Here is an 18,419-nt window from a genome sequence, read left to right as displayed (position 1 = left end):
CACATCACGAGGAAAGATCTGGTCGTTCGCATGGGACGGCAGTTATTTTCAACACAAAAACCGTTTCCTTGACTCTCCGGCACCTGCCTGCGCGGCAAACTGCACGTTCCTGCTAACCTGAGAATTGGATTAAGGAAGTGCGAACATGTTGCAACTTGTGCTCATTCCCATATATCAAGGTGGCCGTAGTGATCTGAGTCTTTGATTTGTGTAGACTTTTTACAGAACTGGGATTCTTAGGGTGGACTTGTCGGAAAATGAAATTCGGGCGCAGTTGCATCGCCTTTTGACGCATCACGATTTCACCGCCACCCCCCAACGCCGCGCTTTTCTTTCTTATATCGTGGATGAGTATCTGGCCGGACGCGCGGGTCAAATTAAAGGTGTGTCCATCGCCATGTCCGTTTTCGGACGGGATGAAACCTTCGATCAGCAGGTTGATCCGATTGTTCGGCTTGAAGCGCGGCGCCTGCGTCAAGATATTGACGGCTATTATGCTGGACCTGGCCGATCAGATCCTGTTCGATTGACCATTCCCAAGGGGGGCTATGCACCGCGGTTTGAGAGCGTTGCGCCCTCAGCAGAACCAGCACCAGAACCGCCTGAGACTCCTCTTGATTATGGCCTCAGTTCCCGACGCGTTCTCAGCGTCGGATTGGCTGTTTTAGGGGCTTTGGTATTTTGCGCCTCGATCTGGGTTTCTTTTTTGGGATCATCCACAAGAACGCCTCAGCTCTCGGTTCAATCGTTGCCGCAGGGTCCTGTGGTCGTAGTGCTGCCATTTAACACTCTGGGTGAAGGGCCGAGTTATTTTGCCGACGGCATTACACAGCAACTGACCAGCGAGTTGGTCCGGTTCCGCGATATTTGGGTTCTCCCTTTGGGCAGCGTCCAGCGATTTTTACAAGGCGGAACAGATTCACAAGCTTTGCGTACGGAGTTCGACGCGGATTTCGCGCTGGAAGGCAGCGTCATGGACAAGGGCAACACGATACTGCTGTCTGCCCGTCTCATAGACCTCAAGAGTCAGCGATACGTCTGGGTTCACGAATACAAAGTGGGGAGCTCACCCAGCGACATCTATGCCGCGCAAGATATGGTCATACAGGATGTGATCGGAAAGCTCGCAGGTAAGTACGGTGTACTAACACAAGATGCGATGAAGACGGCTGCCCGAACTCCACCTAGCAACCGCGATGCCTACGACTGTGTGCTGAGCTATTACAGCTATCAGGTGACAATTGATCTTGACCGGCATCACGCGATCAAGGCCTGCATTCTGAGGGCGCTTGAAGAAAACTCCGATTACGCCGAAGCATGGGCGGTTTTGTCCAACCTTTATCTACAGCAGATCCGATTTGGTCTTGGGGGAGGCCGCCAGGAGCTTCTTACCGCCGCAGATGAGGCGGCGCATCGGGCTGTGGAGATTGATCCAAATTTGGCTGCAGGGCATTTGATGCTGGCCAACATGCGCTTTGTTCTTGGCGACATTCAAGGGTTTCGCCAAGCTGGCCAGGTCGCGATTGGCTTGAGCCCAAATGATAGCGCAGTATTGGCACATTACGGAATGAGATTGGCCTTCAGTGGCGAATGGGACGAAGGGCTGACCTTCGTGGAACGAGCCATCGCCCTGAACCCGGTACATCCGCACTGGTATCGTTTTCCGAGTGTTTTTTATGAGTTCGATCAGGGAAACCACCAACAGGCCCTGACGCTTCTAGATCAAATCGACATGCCGAACTTCTTCTGGACTCACCTGTGGAGCGCGGCCTTGAACGGTGAGTTGGGGCATCAACAAGCGGCCCAAGCATCACTGAACGAATTGCAGTCACTGCAGCCAGATTTTGCGTCAGAGGCGCCCGAAATTTTGTCAATCTGGCAATTGGATGAATCGTTTCAGAGGAATCTGATGAATAGTCTTCGCAAAGCAGGCCTGGAAACTGAAGACATTTGATTGAGCGAAAATTTCAAAGTCCGGAATTCTGAATGTCGCTGCCGTTGGTTCGAACACGGCGAAAGGTAACTTTGTCCCGCTGTACAGTCGTCCTGATAACTGAAATGCTGCGCGCCGCACCAACGGCAGCTATGACGGGCCGCACCGCAGCATTGCAGAAAGTGAGTGAAGGTTCGGAATGGGCCGCAGCGCGACAGTCAGGGTTTGTCTGAAAAAGTGAAATTGTACAGCCTGTCGATGACCGCTCTAAAGCCCAAAACGGAACCCTTTTTTCTCGATGTTTTCACTTTAAGTTCTATTGTTCTCGATGCCCGCACAGGCTCCTCCGCCGTATCTTAGAACCGCTGACTCCCACGACCCTCAAGCCGAGTGATTAGACGTTTTGCTCAGATAATCCCTGGTTACAGGTACAACCATCTGACCTCGGCTTAACTGAAACTGAAATACAACCAAGCCCTGTTCCGAAAAGGCCATCTCGGATACGATCAGATAGTATCGCCACATTCGCAGAAACCGATCATCGTAGAGGTCGCGGATCGATTCCAGATTGGCCTCGAACTTTTCCTGCCAACATTGAAGCGTTCGCGCGTAGTGGCCGCGCCAGACTTCAACATCTGTGGTCACCAAGTCCTGCTTTTCAATCTCCTTCATGGCTTCGGACATTGATGGTGCATATCCGCCGGGAAAAATGTATTTGTGAATCCATGGTGACGTTCGACCGGGTGGGGTGGATCGACCGATTGTATGCACCAATGCGACGCCATCCGGTTTCAGATTCTCACGCAGCTTGCGAAAGAAAGTTGGATATTGGGGCCGACCAACGTGCTCCATCATTCCGACCACAACGATACGATCAAATTCTTCGTTGACGTCCCGATAGTCGATCAGGCGGAATTCGACCATATTCCCGACACCTGCCGCTTCGGCTCTTCTTTTTGCATATTCCAACTGCACTTTGGACAAGGTCACACCAACCACCTTCGCTCCATAGTCTCGCGCCAAGGTAATTGACATGCCGCCCCAACCACAGCCGATATCCATCACTGTCATTCCTGGTTCGATTAAGAGCTTCTTGGCTATGTGCACCTTCTTTGCTACCTGGGCCTCTTCGATGCTTTGCCCCGGGTCTGAGAAAAAGGCGCAGGTATATTGAAGGTCCTGGTCGAGAAAAAGTTCATAGAGATCAGCGGAAAGGTCATAATGATGTTCGACATTTCTGCGCGCGATATGAACGGGATTATACTGTGCGATACGTCTAAGTGACTTGCGCAGCCCTGTAACCGACGTGCCGTAACGCCCACCACCATAGTTGTTTGCATTGCGCACAATTAGCGAAACAAAGCCGCGTAAATCGTTTTGCGAAATTGTTAGAGTCTCATCCATATAGGCTTCGCCCAAGGCGAGATCGCCGTTCATTACCAATTTGCGCGGAAGCGCTTTGTCGTGGAGGGTTATGGCTGAACTGGGTCCTTTTCCGCGGCCATAGGTGCTACAACGCCCATCCGGCCAAGTCACCGCAAGCTCACCTTCCTGGATGATCTTGGTCAAAAGGCGGTCAAGCAACGACACCCACAATGTGACATCCTCCAATGCTCCCAAGATTAGACTACACTCCATGGCGATGGCACAAGTTGAAGGAGCATATTATGTCCGCTTAGCCCGCAGAGCAGTCGGTCATGCGCGTAGATCATGCCACATTGATTAGGTATGTTCCCAAATACTCGCCGATGATCGCCGCGCGAGCATAATCGAAAAAGCGCCCTGCGCTGAATTCCTGCCGCATGGACTAAACATATCTGTGTGTTCCGCGCATGTGTGTGTTCGGATCCTTCGCATCCGCACCCGCTAAGCCGGATGGCATCGAAGTCGTCCATATGATCTGAATGAAGCAGTTCTCTAGCGCTACAACTTCGGGCTTTCGGTTGTTTGCTGTGATCGCTGGACAAATGTGTCCAGCATGTCGCTAACTCTGGCCGTTTTAAAAGTTTGCAAACAACCGTTCAGCACCCGAAAGAGCGACGATTGCAGATAGTTTTCGAATGAGAGGCCTGTTTTCGCTTGTTTTTATTGAGTACTCTAAGTGCGACGAAAATTTCATAAGAAAATTCGCCGTGAAGCTGCTTTCAATCAGTCCAACATGCAGAAAATTCTGCAACGATGTTTGAATTCATCGGGCCCAATTCTGATCCTGATGAATTCACGCAACAGGAACCGCCCATGATGTCTGACCCAACAGAGTTTGCAGGAATGGCGGCACTCTCGACCAGCGAGGCACCGTCGCTCTCCTTGAATAATCAAAAAATTGCTTCCGGAACGCCATGTCGCGAGGGTATTACGCGCCGCGGCGACGGCTCACGAAAACGCTCCAACAATAGGATTGGAAACAAAATGCCATCAGGCCGTTGCTGACTTGATTAACGCGATCATAGTCACCAAAAACACGGTTCGATGTTTGTGACACCGCGCGGTAGTGGTTTGGCTCCCGACCTTTGAAGTGGACCCGAAAAAGAAATCGCCACCGCTCCCGCCCGAATGAAACTCACTCGATCAGCACGCCTCCGTCCAGTGCTGTTCTGCTCGGCAAACCTTAAAAAGGAGTGCTTCGAGGCCATTCACTCGACGTCGCCTTTTCGACGAAGACGAAAAGACCATGGACCAGTCGGTCTTTTCCGACGCTGCAGACCATCATCCAATCCTTGTCTCAGGGAGTTCCCGACATGTCCGCCAAAGACGTCAAATTCAGTGCTGATGCGCGCAACCGAATCCTAACAGGGATCAACATGCTGGCGAACACCGTCAGGATAACTCTTGGTCCCAAAGGTCGTAACGTCATTTTGGACAGATCCCACGGTGCCCCGCGTATCACCAAGGATGGCGTTACTGTTGCCAAAGAATTCGAGCTTCCGGATCACTTTGAAAACATGGGAGCCCAGATGGTGAAGGAAGTCGCTTCCCGCACCAACGAAGAGGCTGGCGATGGCACAACCACTGCTACCGTTCTGGCTCAGGCAATCGTCAAGGAAGGGATGAAGGCCGTTTCCGCTGGCATGAATCCGATGGATCTGAAGCGAGGTATTGAACAAGCCGTCCGGGTCGTCGTCGCAAAGATCAAGGACCTGTCCCGACCGGTTGGCGACAGTGCTGAAATTGCGAAGGTAGGGGCTATTTCCGCCAACGGAGATGTAGCGATTGGCCGTCAGATCGCCCATGCGATGGCTGCGGTCGGCATTGAAGGCGTAATCACGGTTGAAGAGAGCAAGGGATTGGAGACCGAAACCGAAGTGGTCGAAGGTATGAATTTCGATCGCGGTTACCTTAGCCCATATTTCATAACAAATGTGGTCAAGATGTGCGTAGAGCTGGAAGACTGCGTTATCCTGTTCCACGAGAGCAAGTTGTCGTCTCTTGCCGACATGGTGCCGTTGCTCGAAGCAGTCATGGAAGCCGAAAAGCAGCTTCTGGTTCTTGCCGAGGACGTGGAGGGCGATGCGCTGGCCATGCTTGTGGTCAACAAGCTTCGAGGCGGATTGAAAGTAGCCGCCGTGAAGGCGCCTGGGTTTGGGGATAGCCGCAGGGAGATGCTGGAGGATCTCGCGATCCTGACGGGTGGCCAAGTGATCTCGACCGATTTGGGGACCAAGCTTGAAACCGTCACGCTGGGCATGCTCGGTGCCGCAAAAAAAGTCGTCATCTCCAAGGACGATACGACCGTCATTGATGGCGCGGGCGACAAATCAGCAATCTCTTCACGGGTCGCCCGGATTCGCTCCCAAATCGAAGATACGACGTCCGACTACGAACGGGAAAAGCTGCAGAATCGTCTTGCTAAACTGGCAGGCGGGGTCGCCATCATCCGGGTCGGAGGGGCCACGGAGATTGAGGTAACGGAACGCAAAGACCGGGTTGACGACGCGTTGAACGCCACTCGCGCAGCGGTTCAGGAAGGTGTTGTTCCAGGCGGTGGTGTTGCGCTGCTCCATTCAGACAAAGCGCTTGCGACCCTTAAAGGTGCCAACTCCGACCAGGATGCCGGCATCAGGATCGTCCGGCGATCAATCCAGGCACCGCTGCGCCAGATTGTCGAAAATGCCGGCGTGGACGGATCGGTCGTCGCGGCAAAGATCATCGAAAGCGAAAACCCATCCTTCGGGTTCGACGCTCAAATGGAAACTTATGTCGACATGTTGAAAGCGGGGATCATTGACCCCACCAAAGTTGTCCGGGTTGCTCTGGAAGATGCGGCGTCGATTGCAAGCCTTCTGATCACAACCGAGGCGATGGTCGCACAAAAACCCTACAGGTCTGGAACTGCATCAGATTTGGGATCCTTGAGGGCGTGACGCAGGTCTTTTGACCCAACTACGGGACCACCACAATGCAGTCGGTTGGTCTGTGACATGCAAACGTATTGAGAGAATCCAACCTGAAAGGAACTCAGATGTCAAAAGGTGACAAGAGGCGCGGCAACCGCGAAGTTAAAAAACCAAAGAAAGCAAAGGAAAAAATCGTGGCGACGGCCGATTTCTCAAAGGGTCAGAAGCCGGTCAAGATAGGGAGTAAGAAAAAGTAATTTCCATTGTCGCAAGACGAAGATTGCAACCAAGGCGGTGCGTGCAGGATTCCCGTCGTCAGGAAGGGATGGAGACATGGGCAATAGCCGCAACTCCGGCCCATGGTGTCCGAAGGCCATTGGAGCGCCGCTTTGGCATGCTTCGCAATTTGGTTTCTGAAGTTTCTGATCTATACCCGGATTGATTCATAACTCACTATAACGATGCGTTAGGATTCCTCCCAGAGCGCGAGGCTTGTGAAGCGCAAGCTATCGCGGAGAGTGTTGCGCCGGGTGTTGGCAAGGACGTCATGACCTCGAAGGACCTCGAAGGACCTCGAGAAGACGATAGAACGGGATACGGCTGGCCAGATTATGAACATGGTGAACTCAGACTTTCCCGGTGATCTAGCTCAGCATTCCGGGCAGTGCTTAGTTTGAACTACCTTCAAGCGCCGCATTCTGAACGTTCCAATCATGCTCCCGCTGCCAACTGGTTTTTTCGAACTGGTGTTGCATGTGAAAGAACCACATGCCGGCAATTGCAGCGAGGAGCATCGTCGGTAGAAACACGAACAACAGGACGTCCAAGTACCCGGCCGCGTGATCTAAGATCGGCGCGAAAAGTTACCGCTGATAATAATCTCGTTGATCAATTTGGCGACTGCCGAATGGGTTTCTAGCTCTAATTCCGAACCATTGGCACACTCGTGGGTCACGGCAGCATCGCGCAAAACCCCGACGATCTCACGTTCCTGAAGAAGATTGAGATCGTTCAAGGCAAGTAGAAGAGCCTCGCAGATCGAGAGTGCAGCCATGCCTGCGGGATCTTGGTGGTCTGACATTGGGGTCATTCCTTTTAAAGTCATTGGATTCGTGACCAGGCGAGGTGGTGATGGTTTTTCTATTGTCACATGAGTTTTGGTATTTTGGACTGATCGAAAGTAGCCTCAATACCAAATTCTTCGTAGAGTCTTTGCAGGCTCGGGGAAATCCAACGATGAACACCAACACCAGCCCGCTAACACAGAAACTCTCGGCATTTGTTGCCTTGGCAGAGGCGGAACTGGCCGTTTTGGAACAATTGCACCAGCGGAGGAGAACCTTTGAGGCTGGCCGAGATCTTGTTCATCAGGGACAATCGGAACAGGCTGCCTATATCCTCGCCGCTGGCTGGGTTGTTTCATATAAGATTCAGCCTGACGGATCACGCCAAATCGTCGATTTCCAGATTCCAGGGGATTTCCTTGGGCTGCGCAGCGTTTTGTTGCACACGTCAGACCATGGCATTGAGCCGATTGTTGATATCGAAGCCGCCGAGGTTCTGGTGAGTGATCTTTTGCAAACCTTCGCAGAGACACCTCGGCTGGCCACTGCAATTTTATGGGCCGTGTCACGCGACGAAGCGATGGTTGTCGAACATCTTGTCGGGCTTGGACGGCGTGATGCGGATGCGCGCATGGCACATTTCCTACTGGAACTAGGAGTCAGGCTGTCGCTTGTAGGGATGGGCAGCAAGAAAGGCTATGCCTGCCCGCTCACACAGTACCATCTTGCCGATGCACTGGGATTGAGCGCCATTCACGTCAACCGCGTCCTGCGCAAACTCAGGGAGGACGAGTTGGTTACATTTCGGGATGGGTTTGTGACGTTCAATAACTATGAGGGTCTGGTTAAACTGGCGGATTTCGATCCAGCGTATCTGGATCAGAAGCGGCCACTTCTGGCCTGATTGGGTCCCACAATCTGGTTTTGGACGATCTTGCTTACATCTCCAACGGGTGACGTTACATCAGCGCCCGACTGGCTTCCTTGAGTTTCTTGTGAGCCTCTTCGTCATTTTCGGCTTCATGGGCGCTTTCAGCGGCCTGATAGTGTTTCAATGCCGTCGCCTTTTTGGGGCCTTCAGGCGCTTGGTCCCAGGCGGCCTTGACGGAGGCCATGTGTTTGACGGTGTGGTTTTCCTGACTCTGGTCTTCATCATTCATTGGAATGTCCTTTCCTGGACGGTCCGAGAACAAGAAGCACGAGACTCATACAGCTCTTTTGGGGAACTCCATGTTCCCCGCGCCCCTCAGATACTCAAAAAAAATGCCAACCAAATACACAGCGGACACATGTTACCTAACGGGTTTCGGAGCGCCTTCGTACTGACGCAGGTTAGCCCGCTTGAGCCAGATAAAAGATCCGCGCAAGTATCAGAGCGCCCATGAGTGAAATTAGCATCCAATAGATCGGGATCCGGGGGCCGGTATATTTTATTGTCTCAGGCAATTTCGAAACGCGATGCGACACGCGCTTAGGTAACAAGGCCACCAACTTTGTCGCCACACTGCCGCTCGCATGATCAAGCGTGGGTACATCCCTGACTGTTGAAAGATGTGCTTTCAGCCGGGCATGCGCTGCATCGCGGCCCAGAAGTGCAAGCTCACGAGCCTCGGTCCAAGGCTCGAGCCCGAGACGCGCAAGGGCTGACAAAACCGTGACTGTTGCACCGGTTTTGTCTTCACCCACTTCTGCAAGCAGGAAAGGGTCGTAGTCGGAGCCATCCGGGCGAAGAACATCTGATACAGACATGATTTTTCCTTTCGGACTAGGGGAGCGGCGCTCGACAAAAATCGTTGGGACAAAGATACCGACCAACGCGTTGGATACCGCATTCAATATTGCTTGATTGCTGCAAGGCGCACAGACTTGCATCTACCTGAATGCGCCACCTTCAAGCCCCGGTTGTTGGGGGTGAGGCTGTTGCTCACATCCTGACAGTAAAGAACCTGATGGGTGCTAACTTCGATCAGCATAAAGCCCATGGGTTGGGAATAATATAGCCCTAAGTGCTGTGACTTGACGGGGCATCTGGACTGATGCGGCCGACCATGGTCGGTACCGGAAATCCAGCGATCAATTCAACGGAGATATGGGATGCTCACGCGTTCGATCAGGTCAAAGGTGACGTTCACCAATGCCTTCAGGTTGGGAAACAGCGACATCGTGTTTCCGGCTGGCGCGTATGAAATTCTCTTCGAGGAGGAGTTGCTGCAGGGCCTCAGCTTTGAGGCTTACCGACGCACTGCGACCTACTTAATGGTCAGGGGTCGAGGGAGTCATGTCGGTCAAACAACGATGCACATGACAACACAAAAGGATCTGGAGCACGCCATTGCCTGCGACTAGGCCCGTTGTGAAACAATTCAACATAGCGAAGCGGCGCTTTCTCCGCTGGAGGACTTGATATGACCAATCCTGAATGGCTGAAACCCGGTATGTATGGCGCACTGCTCGGCGCGGTGTTTGTCGGCGTCGTTGGATTCTCTTGGGGCGGCTGGATGACCGGCGGAAGCGCGAACAAGTTGGCAAGCGAAATGGCGCGGGACCAGGTGATCGCGGCGCTCGTGCCAATTTGCCACGACATGTCCCGCACGGATAATCAGCGTTTAGCAAAGCTCGCGACGATCCAGGCTGCCACGTCGTACAAGCGACGCGACGCCGTGATGGATGCGGGTTGGGCGACCATGCCTGGTTCCGATTCCCCGAACCGCGATCTCGCCAAAGCGTGCATTGAAGGACTGAACCTTGATGCATCTTAGTATGATTGTGTTAATGCCGCCCTCATCAATTTACACTGGTTTGCTACGGTCAGTGGGATGCTTAGATTGCAACTGGAAAGTGACCATGGAACCTGTTCGACCCTTGATGTTAGAAAGCGGGATACCGATGCAAGCAGTCTGAAATTTCCCTCAGGTACAATCTATCGCAGCGCAACAAGCGATCACACCGGCTCAGCCAAACCAACCGGGCCCGTCAGGTCCGAAATGAAAATAGGCATGAACTACAGCGCTCTTATTGGGGAAACAAACGCGCCGGATGTCGCGAGAATTCGATTATGCAAGGAAAACTTGCCAAAACTAACGGGGATAGCGAAGCCTGCCTAAATTTGAAGTTGTTGTAACTTCTCAAATAGCGCTCCTTGGTCCGATACCGAGCCTCGTGTGCTGATTTGCTTGGCAACGCGCCGTAGTAAATCGGCACTTCAAACCCCATATACTGATAGGCTACGTGCGAATTTTCGGGTCTGACCGACGCACCGAGGTCTCAGTGGAAAATCCGAAATCGATTGGGATCAAGTCTTTCAATGACCTGGCTATTAGGTCTGCCGTCCTGCTGAACCGTCGAATAAGGAAACCGACAATCAGGGCGGCAAAGGCCGGTTCAGCCAATCTCGAAAAATCCCGAGAGTCGCGCCGGAGCGGGCTGACGAGCCCTACCTGGCCCTTAATCGAAAGGACCACCGCAATGGATGACCAATTCAGCAAGACCATCGCAGTTTTCGACGGGCCATTCACAGTGCCCGGTTTCGCAGAAACGCTCCCCGCCGGCGAGTATGAAATCGAGACCGAACTCGCCTCGCCTCCGGATCACCAAAACCCGGAAGCTTGGAAGGCTTCGGTTGTTGTCCACCTGCATCCACGCTTTTCCCATCCGGGATTAACCCGGAGCCTAACCGTTTCATTGATTGATCTCGACAATGCCCGCGCGAAGGACAAGCTTTCAGGAAGAGAGCTGTCTGATGTTTTTCTGGAAGAAATGCTGGCAGACCCAATGGTGCAGCTTGTGATGCAGGCCGACGGGGTATCCGAGGCCCAATTGCGCCATCTTTACTCGGGATCGCGGACAACACGGGAGAATATCGATCTCGTTGACCAAAGTTCCAAAGACGATACCCCGCAAGTTTTTTCGCAGGACAGCTCTGAAATTCAGAACGCCGAAAATGAAGGGATGCCATGCCAACAGTCCACTTCGCCTATGCCCGAATGAGGTTGAAGAAGCGAATGCCTGAATCAACGATACGCGAGGAACTGATGCAAAAGAAGAAGGAATTCATCGTCTCGGAACCGCCAAAGCGTGCGCTTGCAGATGCGCCCAAGGAACGGTTCTGCTTGCGCTGCAAATCCTCTTTCTGGAGTGAAGGTTTTGGCGAGCGCATCTGTTCCCGCTGCAAGGGCACCTCAGCTTGGCGCGCGGCTGTGCCGGAAGGCGTCGGTCAAGGTCGCCGCCGCTCTGGCGGCCGGTCGTGATAGATCCCTTGATTGTTTTTAGGGCTGCCTGGCGTCGTTGTCCGAGATAATGCGAAAGCCCCCTTCGTCCGCGGTGCTTACCTATCACAACGCACGGATCTCGCCCGCGCAGCGAATGGCCGGTTTGATGAAGCTGCGTTGCGGCGTGGCCTGACCCGATGAATGGCAGCTTTGGGCCGTCTAGGAAAACGACCCTGTGGCTCTAAATTTCAAAAGCTTCCGCGATGGCCAATGTGTCCTCCAACTCTAGGCCAGGATACCGTACCGTCCTATCCAATTTTGTATGTCCAGGCAGAAGTCGCTTATTGCGCAGATTGTCAATGTTTCCGCAGATCTGAGTAACCTTGGTTCACCTCTTAGAATGCGTTCCGTTGGTGCTCGCCTCAAGGTCCATGGGCTTCACCCATTCCCGGACAATCCGCACATACAGGCGGGTCGAGACGAGCGGGCGCTCATGAATAGCCGTAATTTACATGCCCGTCGTTTGCTAATGTCACTAAAACTCTTAAGGTGAATGGAGCCTTAGGAGGCCTTAATGAAGAACCTAATTTTGATCTCGGTCTTGGCCGCTACTAGTACTGCGACCAGTGCCGAGGAGCGACGCATCGAGCTTAATAATTTCTATCCGCTTTCTCAGGAAAACTTTGACCTTGGTGATCATATTTTCCACATCGCCGACAACAAAGGAGGATTTGAAGTTATCGAAGGTCCTGTTGACGGCGGGCTTGCTCGATGCCTTGGATCGGGGTTCGGTTACCAAGATGGGACCAACTCAATCTCCGGAATATGCATTTTTGGTGAGGGCGAAGACACTTTCACGATGCGTTGGAAAGCAGGTGAAAAAGGCGCGGCTAACTCTTGGGAAATTATCGTCGGAACCGGGCGCTATGATGGGATGACTGGCGAGGGCATAGCCACGACGGACATTGTGTCGATGTACCAAGCACTACCTTTGAGGCGAACCCACATAGTAGGAACCGTGGAAATCCCTGAGTGAAATGTTGTCCCAGAGTTTATGACGGGTAGGGTCGTTGGATTGATCGTGGGAAGCAGGGCATGGGAAAACGTTACTGTTGCTCCAATGTTCGGTAGGTGATGGCGTCAGACATCATACACATCACAGAGAGCAGCATTTCGCGGTTGCCGACGCAATGTAAGCTGTCCCAACAAAGCGCTCTTACTTCGAGGCCTTGAGTTGTTCGTCCAGATCAGAGAACGATGCGGCCCAGAATTCTGCCAGGAACGCTGAAACCTCCTGTTCTGAGATTTCCGACCTATTGCCCTCGGCATCCGTCGCTTGACCCATTGTGTATCGCAAGTCGGTGCCAGAGTTCGTTTGCGTCAGCTGATATGTCTCGGGCAAGCTCACCCCGGTGCGCGCCGGGTCTTGGATGCAGGTCGAGAAATAGTCGAACGGCTCCCAATCAGTGATGCGATAGAAAAAGTCCGCCAGTTCGTGAGAGCAATGATATCCCGACCCGTTGCCGAGGCGCCCTTGCGGGCTGTCGACGGTGATTTCCTGTACACGGTTCATCCATTTCAGCTTTAGTTCCGGCGCGACCAACGCCTCCCAGACGACCGCAATTGGGGCATCGAAATGATGGAGGAACGTCCAAACTCCGTCTTCCTTGGTCAAGAAATGGCGTTCGCGGTTGGCACGCAAACGTTCCCAAGATTTAGCCAAATCGTAGACCATCATCGAAACCTCGCCAAAATGTTCGATGTCCTGTGAAAACGGTTCCACTATACCTTTGATATCCATGGCATTTGCAGCAGCTTCGCTGAACAGCGCGTAACTGCGCACACCGGTGGCTTCAGCAACGTTCGTCTTGGCCATTCGGTGGACCAAAATAACGTCGGCGCCGGAAAAATCCTTTACCGGGCCAAGTTGCATTTCTTCGAATTGGCCATGATGGGTGATAACCTTCAAATCCAGCCCTCCGACATTGGCACACGCGTTGCAGGTACAGGTTGTGTTGGAAATTATGTCCTGCCGACGAAGAGCAAATGCGTTGTAGAGATTCTCGCAGATGGTCAGGAAGGTCTCGCCGGAGGGGAAATCCTGCCGCGTCGAATATGCCAGAACGGCATCGCCTTCGGTTTTCCAGAAATGGAGCGGATCACCCACCTGTTCGACCAGTACGCCCAGCAAGGAATGCAAAATCGGATTAGCGTGATCCATTTCCGAAGTGGTCAAAAATTTTGTGTAGCCGGAAATGTCGGCGATCAACAGATATCCAGTTTGTGTTGACATGGCACGCTCCCCAAAAGAGTGTTTGGCGTGGTTATTTTGACCTACAAAGGGTTCAAAACCACTTTGGGTCCAAATGCGCCTTAGACGGTCATCTTGATGTGTAGGCTGGAGCTCAGACGCAAAGTTGCCGGTGAGAGCCCGAAGTGGTTACCAAGTTCCCGCAAAACAGCCGCTAAATGGCGCCGCCGCTATAGCGACGTCACTACGCCCATCCGAGTTGTTTTAGAGAGTGCCCATCATTCCAGATTTTGGTCATTCGGGCGATCTTATCACCTTCAAATTCCATAACGTAGGCATAGTTGGTTGCGATTTCTTTGCCGGTGGCAGGAACTGGTCCACCTTCACCGGTTTGTTTGCCGCTGAATACTGCTGTGGCCGTTACGATGTTGCGTTCGTGATCAGTCGAGAATGAGGTGATGTCGTAACTGCCATCTGGGATTGGGGTCAAAATTCCGGCGGTCCAAGCTGTATAGCCTTCGATTGTCGAGATATCGGCCAATGCGTCGGCTTCACATGTAAAAGCGGCACCGTCCTGACAGTATGACTTGCAGACGTTCCAGCCTTTGCCTGTTTCGCATGCATCAAAGAAGGCCATGGCCGTTTCGGAAATACTCATCGTGTTTCTCCTATCCCTGTTTCACTAGCGTCCAGCACGTCGTTGCCTTCAATTCCGTCTGGATGGGATAGTTTTAGAACATTTATTTTAAAAAATCAATTTTAAAATAAATAAGGGATGAAATTCACTCGCGAATTTCCCTCATGACCAGGTCGTAAAAGTTTGGTATAACGTGCTTTTTTTCGTCGTGCCGCCCATACAAGACGGTCCCGTGAACGCAAAAAACCACAAAGCTCGCAAGCTGCGCCGTGTCCTTCTCCGCCCCGATATCTCCATCCGCCTGGGCATTACGAAGAGCAGTTTCAACCAATGACTCGACTTCTGCGCAGAACGCGCCCACTTGCTTTGCGGCTTCAGGACTTATCACATGCTTTTGTGCAAGGTGGTTCATCATCAGGCAGCCCTTGTATTCCGACTTGGCGGCCCCCAAAAAAACGTTTCGGAGAAACATTTCGACGCCTTCTAAGTTAGGGTTGTCGATCAAAATACGATAGCGCGGCCCGATAACATGATCGCGGTAATGATCCAAAGCTGCTGAGAACAATCCTTCCTTGTCTCCAAACTCCTTGTACATGCTGGCCGTGTTCAGCCCGGTTTCGCGGACAACGTCACTTATCGATGCAGCTTTGTAGCCGTTTTGCCAAAAAACACCCATGGCTTTTTCAACTACAGCTTCGCGTGAATATGATCTTGGTCTACCCATCGGAGCATATTAAAATGATCATTTAAAAATCGCAACACGTACCGTCTGAGCAAGATCAGGAAAAACCGTTACGCAGGGTAGAATCTTCGTGAACTACCACGTTTTGCATGGTGTGCTCTTAAATTCCAACTCGCAGGCAAGTAGTTGATTTGTCATTGCTCCGTGTAGCGGGAATGCTCCCGCGTTTTCTAAAATTGACGTCAGGATTGACAGCCATTCTTATTGTTCAAACCAACCGCAGTAAATGGGCTGCTCAATTTTCGCATCCCAGCGCGGCCTTCAATGACCGGCTCGATGAAATTCGCTGAGAGGCAAAGTTCCGATGGTCGAACGAGCCTGCCCTGACCTAGACCATTTGCACGAGCAATGCTGCATGATTTACAGCCTGGTCGCGTATCCCTGAAAATGTGAATCCTGACGCGTCTAGGTATCTCTGTAACGAGCGTCGGCTCACTCCCATTTCATCTGCCACGCATTGGACCGTTGCCCTACCGTTTCGTGCCAAATCGAGCCTTGGTTCGGGACCAACGGACCACTCGTGGCGCGCTGATGTTCGCGTAATCTCCAACGTGGAAATTCGACCTATTTGAGTGCAAGGTAATTTAGGGCTGCATTTGGAGGAATACGTTTTGATGGAATCGAATTCTGACTCTGGGACTTCCCCAGAATACTCCAAAGCGGTGGAGAAATTTGATCTGGACGTCGCGAAGTCTGTCTTTTTCGGTAATTTCAGCGACGGGATCAATGCATGCGTAGAATGCTGTGACGCCCATTTGCAGGGCAATCCCATGGCTTTGAACTGGATTGCATTGGACGGGCACCATGAGACCCGCGACTTTAAGCAGTTGCGCGACGAAGCTGCGCGTTTTGCCAATTTGCTTAAGGAACAAGGCATCCAACCCGGCGACATCGTGGCGGGTCTGTTGCCGCGCACCCCGGATCTTGTGACAGTTGTTCTAGGCGCCCTCCGGGCCGGTGCGGCCTATCAACCTTTGTTTACAGCCTTTGGGCCCAAGGCCATTCAAGACCGTTTGACCATGAGCGGGGCGAAGCTGGTTGTGACCGACGCCGCGAACCGCGAAAAACTCAGCGGAGTGGAAGGTTGCCCGCCTGTCGCGATGATTGTGGATACGCAACAAGGGGTAGTTGGGGGAGACATTGATTTCCGCCGGGCAATGGCCTCGCAATCGCCTGAGTTCGTCCCGGTATTGCGGAACGGCGATGACCTGATGTTCATGATGGCGACATCTGGAACTACAGGTCCCGCAAAAGGAGTTCCCGTGCCCCTAAAGGCGCTGCCTGCCTTTAGATCTTACATGGTCGAAGGGATCGGTCTGCGGCATGAGGATGTTTTCTGGAACATTGCCGATCCGGGCTGGGCCTATGGTCTATACTATGCGTTGATCGGCCCGCTACTGTTGGGTCATGCAACCACTCTGGTCGAGGGACCATTCACAGTGGACAGTACATATGACGTGATTTCGAGATTGAATGTGACTAACTTTGCAGGCGCGCCTACTGCGTTTCGACTAATCATCGCCGCCGGAACCGAGCGCGCGGCACAGCTGCGCGATCAGATCCGGTGCATCAGCAGCGCAGGCGAGCCGCTAAACCCCGAAGTCATCCGCTGGTTCGAGACCGAACTGAATGCGCCGATCAAAGATCACTATGGGCAGACCGAAACGGGTATGCTGGTGAATAATCATCACGGGCTCGAACATCCGGTTCGTCCGGGATCGGCCGGCTTTGTTATGCCGGGATACAGGGTCGAGGTTCTGGCCGATGATGGCAGCATCGCCGATTTCAATGAGCCTGGTCAATTGGCCGTCAACATCGCGGATTCACCTCTCTTGTTTTTTAGCGGCTACCTGAACAAGGGCGACAAATCGATCGAGAACGGATACTATCTTACCGGGGACACGGTGGAGCGGGACGAACACGGATGTATCACTTTCGTAGGGCGGAACGACGACGTCATCACCTCTTCGGGGTATCGCATCGGACCGTTTGACGTTGAAAGCGCTCTGATTGAACACCCTTCTGTGACGGAGGCGGCAGTTGTAGGCGTGCCGGACAAGGAACGGACCGAAATAGTGAAAGCGGTGGTCGTACTGGCGGAAGGCACAGAAGGTAATGAGGCGTTGGCTGCAGTGCTGAAGGATTATGTCAAACAGCGCCTTTCTGCACACGCCTATCCTCGGCTTATCGAATTCGTTAGAGAACTGCCAAAGACACCCAGCGGCAAAATTCAAAGGTTCCTGCTTCGACAAGCGAGTGTCGGCGCCACTTGATCTAGCCTCTCGAAGGCAAGCTTCGTCGTTCAACTACATGGCAATTCTGCTGGGCAGCAACCGGCGACTTAGGGTCAGGACCCATTGATTTTCACCGCTCTGCATGATTCACGGGTGGAAAATCAAGCGGTGACATGAGAGATCTTTATTGGCTAAATGACGTGCAGATGGCACGTCTCGAGCCCTACTTTCCAAAGTCACATGGCAAGCCACGTGTCGATGATCGACGCGTGCTGAGTGGTATTATCTTCATCAACCGCAACGGTTTACGCTGGCGAGATGCACCCAAAGAGTATGGACCGCATAAGACCCTGTACAACCGCTGGAAGCGATGGAGTGAGAAAGGTATTTTTGCCCGGATCATAATGGGATTGGCCACCGAGCACGGCGAAGAAAAGACTGTCATGATCGACGCCACCTATTTGAAGGCCCACCGGACTGCGACCAGCATGGGCGTCAAAAAGGGGGGCGTGGACGCCTGATTGGACGGACCAAAGGCGGTATGAACACCAAGCTGCATGCTGTCTGCGACTGTCAGGGACGCCCCATCAGCTTCTTTGTAACGGCTGGACAAGGTCAGCGATTACATTGGTGCAAGGGCACTATTGAGCAGCCTGCCGAGCGTCGAATGGCTGCTTGGTGATCGCGGCTATGATACTGATTGGTTCAGAAAAGCCCTGCAAAATAAGGGTATACGGCCATGTATCCCTGGTAGAAAGTCGCGTGCCAAAGCCGTGCGCTATGACAAGCACCGGTACAAACGGCGCAATCGCATCGAGATCATGTTCGGCAGATTGAGAGACTGGCGGCGGGTCGCAACCCGCTATGACCGATGTCCAAAGGTCTTCCTCTCAGCAATCGCTCTCGCAGCAACTGTCATCTATTGGTTATGAGTCCTGACCCTAAACAATGCGGCATCAAAATACGCTCCCGATACTCAAACTTGGTGCTGTAAACAGGCTTGGCGGTTCAAATCC

17 protein-coding genes and 1 pseudogene are annotated in these 18,419 nt (G+C 52.7%); 11 read left to right on the top strand and 7 right to left on the bottom strand.

Going from position 1 to position 18,419, the window contains the following annotated elements; genetic code table 11:
• Nucleotides 1–241 precede the first annotated feature (241 nt).
• A complete protein-coding gene (locus tag AC2FJW_RS04665) occupies nucleotides 242–1,954 on the top strand; it encodes a tetratricopeptide repeat protein (RefSeq protein WP_496749356.1) in 1,713 nt (570 codons plus the stop codon).
• Between the two features lie 360 nt (nucleotides 1,955–2,314).
• Here AC2FJW_RS04665 and AC2FJW_RS04660 read toward each other — a convergent pair whose 3' ends face one another.
• The gene (locus AC2FJW_RS04660; RefSeq protein WP_496749355.1) at nucleotides 2,315–3,523 is read right to left on the bottom strand and encodes a class I SAM-dependent methyltransferase; all 1,209 of its coding nucleotides are present in this window, start codon (nucleotides 3,521–3,523) and stop codon (nucleotides 2,315–2,317) included.
• Between the two features lie 588 nt (nucleotides 3,524–4,111).
• Here AC2FJW_RS04660 and AC2FJW_RS04655 point away from each other — a divergent pair.
• On the top strand, nucleotides 4,112–4,363 hold the full coding sequence (locus AC2FJW_RS04655; RefSeq protein ID WP_496690092.1) for a hypothetical protein: 252 nt from the start codon (nucleotides 4,112–4,114) through the stop codon (nucleotides 4,361–4,363).
• A 308-nt stretch (nucleotides 4,364–4,671) separates the two neighbouring features.
• Nucleotides 4,672–6,294, top strand: a complete 1,623-nt coding sequence (groL, locus tag AC2FJW_RS04650; protein ID WP_496749354.1) for a chaperonin GroEL — start codon at nucleotides 4,672–4,674, stop codon at nucleotides 6,292–6,294.
• Between the two features lie 817 nt (nucleotides 6,295–7,111).
• Here groL and AC2FJW_RS04645 read toward each other — a convergent pair.
• Nucleotides 7,112–7,348: a hypothetical protein gene (locus AC2FJW_RS04645; protein ID WP_496690094.1), complete on the bottom strand. Its 237-nt coding sequence runs from the start codon at nucleotides 7,346–7,348 to the stop codon at nucleotides 7,112–7,114.
• A 155-nt stretch (nucleotides 7,349–7,503) separates the two neighbouring features.
• On the opposite strand from AC2FJW_RS04645, the gene AC2FJW_RS04640 reads away from it, so the two are divergent.
• Nucleotides 7,504–8,235 (top strand): Crp/Fnr family transcriptional regulator, encoded by a 732-nt coding sequence (locus tag AC2FJW_RS04640; protein WP_496690095.1) that lies wholly within the window; start codon nucleotides 7,504–7,506, stop codon nucleotides 8,233–8,235.
• Nucleotides 8,236–8,290: 55 nt separating this feature from the next.
• Here the strand turns inward: AC2FJW_RS04640 and AC2FJW_RS04635 are convergent, their stop codons facing one another.
• Nucleotides 8,291–8,491 (bottom strand): hypothetical protein, encoded by a 201-nt coding sequence (locus AC2FJW_RS04635; protein WP_496690096.1) that lies wholly within the window; start codon nucleotides 8,489–8,491, stop codon nucleotides 8,291–8,293.
• 172 nt (nucleotides 8,492–8,663) lie between these two features.
• Nucleotides 8,664–9,080 (bottom strand): hypothetical protein, encoded by a 417-nt coding sequence (locus AC2FJW_RS04630; protein ID WP_496690097.1) that lies wholly within the window; start codon nucleotides 9,078–9,080, stop codon nucleotides 8,664–8,666.
• Between the two features lie 345 nt (nucleotides 9,081–9,425).
• Here AC2FJW_RS04630 and AC2FJW_RS04625 point away from each other — a divergent pair, with 345 nt between their 5' ends.
• The 5 genes from AC2FJW_RS04625 (at nucleotide 9,426) to AC2FJW_RS04605 (ending at nucleotide 12,575) form a co-directional block, all read left to right on the top strand.
• The gene (locus tag AC2FJW_RS04625) at nucleotides 9,426–9,677 is read left to right on the top strand and encodes a hypothetical protein (RefSeq protein WP_496690098.1); all 252 of its coding nucleotides are present in this window, start codon (nucleotides 9,426–9,428) and stop codon (nucleotides 9,675–9,677) included.
• A 59-nt stretch (nucleotides 9,678–9,736) separates the two neighbouring features.
• The gene (locus tag AC2FJW_RS04620) at nucleotides 9,737–10,090 is read left to right on the top strand and encodes a hypothetical protein (protein WP_176865328.1); all 354 of its coding nucleotides are present in this window, start codon (nucleotides 9,737–9,739) and stop codon (nucleotides 10,088–10,090) included.
• Nucleotides 10,091–10,598: 508 nt separating this feature from the next.
• The gene (locus tag AC2FJW_RS04615; RefSeq protein ID WP_496690099.1) at nucleotides 10,599–11,318 is read left to right on the top strand and encodes a hypothetical protein; all 720 of its coding nucleotides are present in this window, start codon (nucleotides 10,599–10,601) and stop codon (nucleotides 11,316–11,318) included.
• A 14-nt stretch (nucleotides 11,319–11,332) separates the two neighbouring features.
• Nucleotides 11,333–11,578, top strand: coding sequence for a hypothetical protein (locus AC2FJW_RS04610; protein WP_496690100.1), 246 nt, complete (start codon nucleotides 11,333–11,335; stop codon nucleotides 11,576–11,578).
• Between the two features lie 535 nt (nucleotides 11,579–12,113).
• Nucleotides 12,114–12,575, top strand: coding sequence for a hypothetical protein (locus AC2FJW_RS04605; RefSeq protein WP_496749353.1), 462 nt, complete (start codon nucleotides 12,114–12,116; stop codon nucleotides 12,573–12,575).
• 180 nt (nucleotides 12,576–12,755) lie between these two features.
• Here AC2FJW_RS04605 and AC2FJW_RS04600 read toward each other — a convergent pair whose 3' ends face one another.
• The 3 genes from AC2FJW_RS04600 to AC2FJW_RS04590 all read right to left on the bottom strand — a co-directional run bounded on the left by AC2FJW_RS04600 (nucleotide 12,756) and on the right by AC2FJW_RS04590 (nucleotide 15,151).
• Nucleotides 12,756–13,832, bottom strand: a complete 1,077-nt coding sequence (locus AC2FJW_RS04600) for a DUF2652 domain-containing protein (protein WP_496749352.1) — start codon at nucleotides 13,830–13,832, stop codon at nucleotides 12,756–12,758.
• 202 nt (nucleotides 13,833–14,034) lie between these two features.
• Nucleotides 14,035–14,448 carry an ester cyclase gene (locus AC2FJW_RS04595; RefSeq protein WP_496691956.1) on the bottom strand — a complete coding sequence of 138 codons (414 nt, stop codon included), beginning with the start codon at nucleotides 14,446–14,448 and terminating at the stop codon, nucleotides 14,035–14,037.
• A gap of 124 nt (nucleotides 14,449–14,572) precedes the next feature.
• The gene (locus AC2FJW_RS04590; protein ID WP_496749351.1) at nucleotides 14,573–15,151 is read right to left on the bottom strand and encodes a TetR/AcrR family transcriptional regulator; all 579 of its coding nucleotides are present in this window, start codon (nucleotides 15,149–15,151) and stop codon (nucleotides 14,573–14,575) included.
• Between the two features lie 788 nt (nucleotides 15,152–15,939).
• On the opposite strand from AC2FJW_RS04590, the gene AC2FJW_RS04585 reads away from it, so the two are divergent.
• Both AC2FJW_RS04585 and AC2FJW_RS04580 read left to right on the top strand, forming a co-directional pair.
• Entirely contained in the window at nucleotides 15,940–17,442 is a 1,503-nt protein-coding gene (locus AC2FJW_RS04585; RefSeq protein WP_496749350.1) for an AMP-binding protein, read from the top strand.
• A gap of 134 nt (nucleotides 17,443–17,576) precedes the next feature.
• Nucleotides 17,577–18,335, top strand: a pseudogene (locus AC2FJW_RS04580) (IS5 family transposase).
• Nucleotides 18,336–18,419 lie beyond the last annotated feature (84 nt).

It is taken from the genome of Ruegeria sp. CDSA020 (assembly GCF_059612345.1).
This window is presented reverse-complemented; position numbering and strand designations above follow the sequence as displayed.

What these genes read in the sequence shown, in the direction of transcription:
- AC2FJW_RS04585 (WP_496749350.1), top strand. Translation starts at nt 15,940, where the DNA reads ATGGCTTTGAACTGGATTGCATTGGACGGGCACCATGAGACCCGCGAC.
- AC2FJW_RS04610 (WP_496690100.1), top strand. Translation starts at nt 11,333, where the DNA reads ATGCCTGAATCAACGATACGCGAGGAACTGATGCAAAAGAAGAAGGAA.
- AC2FJW_RS04645 (WP_496690094.1), bottom strand. Translation starts at nt 7,348, where the DNA reads ATGTCAGACCACCAAGATCCCGCAGGCATGGCTGCACTCTCGATCTGC.
- AC2FJW_RS04630 (WP_496690097.1), bottom strand. Translation starts at nt 9,080, where the DNA reads ATGTCTGTATCAGATGTTCTTCGCCCGGATGGCTCCGACTACGACCCT.
- AC2FJW_RS04620 (WP_176865328.1), top strand. Translation starts at nt 9,737, where the DNA reads ATGACCAATCCTGAATGGCTGAAACCCGGTATGTATGGCGCACTGCTC.
- groL (WP_496749354.1), top strand. Translation starts at nt 4,672, where the DNA reads ATGTCCGCCAAAGACGTCAAATTCAGTGCTGATGCGCGCAACCGAATC.
- AC2FJW_RS04635 (WP_496690096.1), bottom strand. Translation starts at nt 8,491, where the DNA reads ATGAATGATGAAGACCAGAGTCAGGAAAACCACACCGTCAAACACATG.
- AC2FJW_RS04590 (WP_496749351.1), bottom strand. Translation starts at nt 15,151, where the DNA reads ATGGGTAGACCAAGATCATATTCACGCGAAGCTGTAGTTGAAAAAGCC.
- AC2FJW_RS04655 (WP_496690092.1), top strand. Translation starts at nt 4,112, where the DNA reads ATGTTTGAATTCATCGGGCCCAATTCTGATCCTGATGAATTCACGCAA.
- AC2FJW_RS04640 (WP_496690095.1), top strand. Translation starts at nt 7,504, where the DNA reads ATGAACACCAACACCAGCCCGCTAACACAGAAACTCTCGGCATTTGTT.
- AC2FJW_RS04600 (WP_496749352.1), bottom strand. Translation starts at nt 13,832, where the DNA reads ATGTCAACACAAACTGGATATCTGTTGATCGCCGACATTTCCGGCTAC.
- AC2FJW_RS04595 (WP_496691956.1), bottom strand. Translation starts at nt 14,448, where the DNA reads ATGAGTATTTCCGAAACGGCCATGGCCTTCTTTGATGCATGCGAAACA.
- AC2FJW_RS04625 (WP_496690098.1), top strand. Translation starts at nt 9,426, where the DNA reads ATGCTCACGCGTTCGATCAGGTCAAAGGTGACGTTCACCAATGCCTTC.
- AC2FJW_RS04605 (WP_496749353.1), top strand. Translation starts at nt 12,114, where the DNA reads ATGAAGAACCTAATTTTGATCTCGGTCTTGGCCGCTACTAGTACTGCG.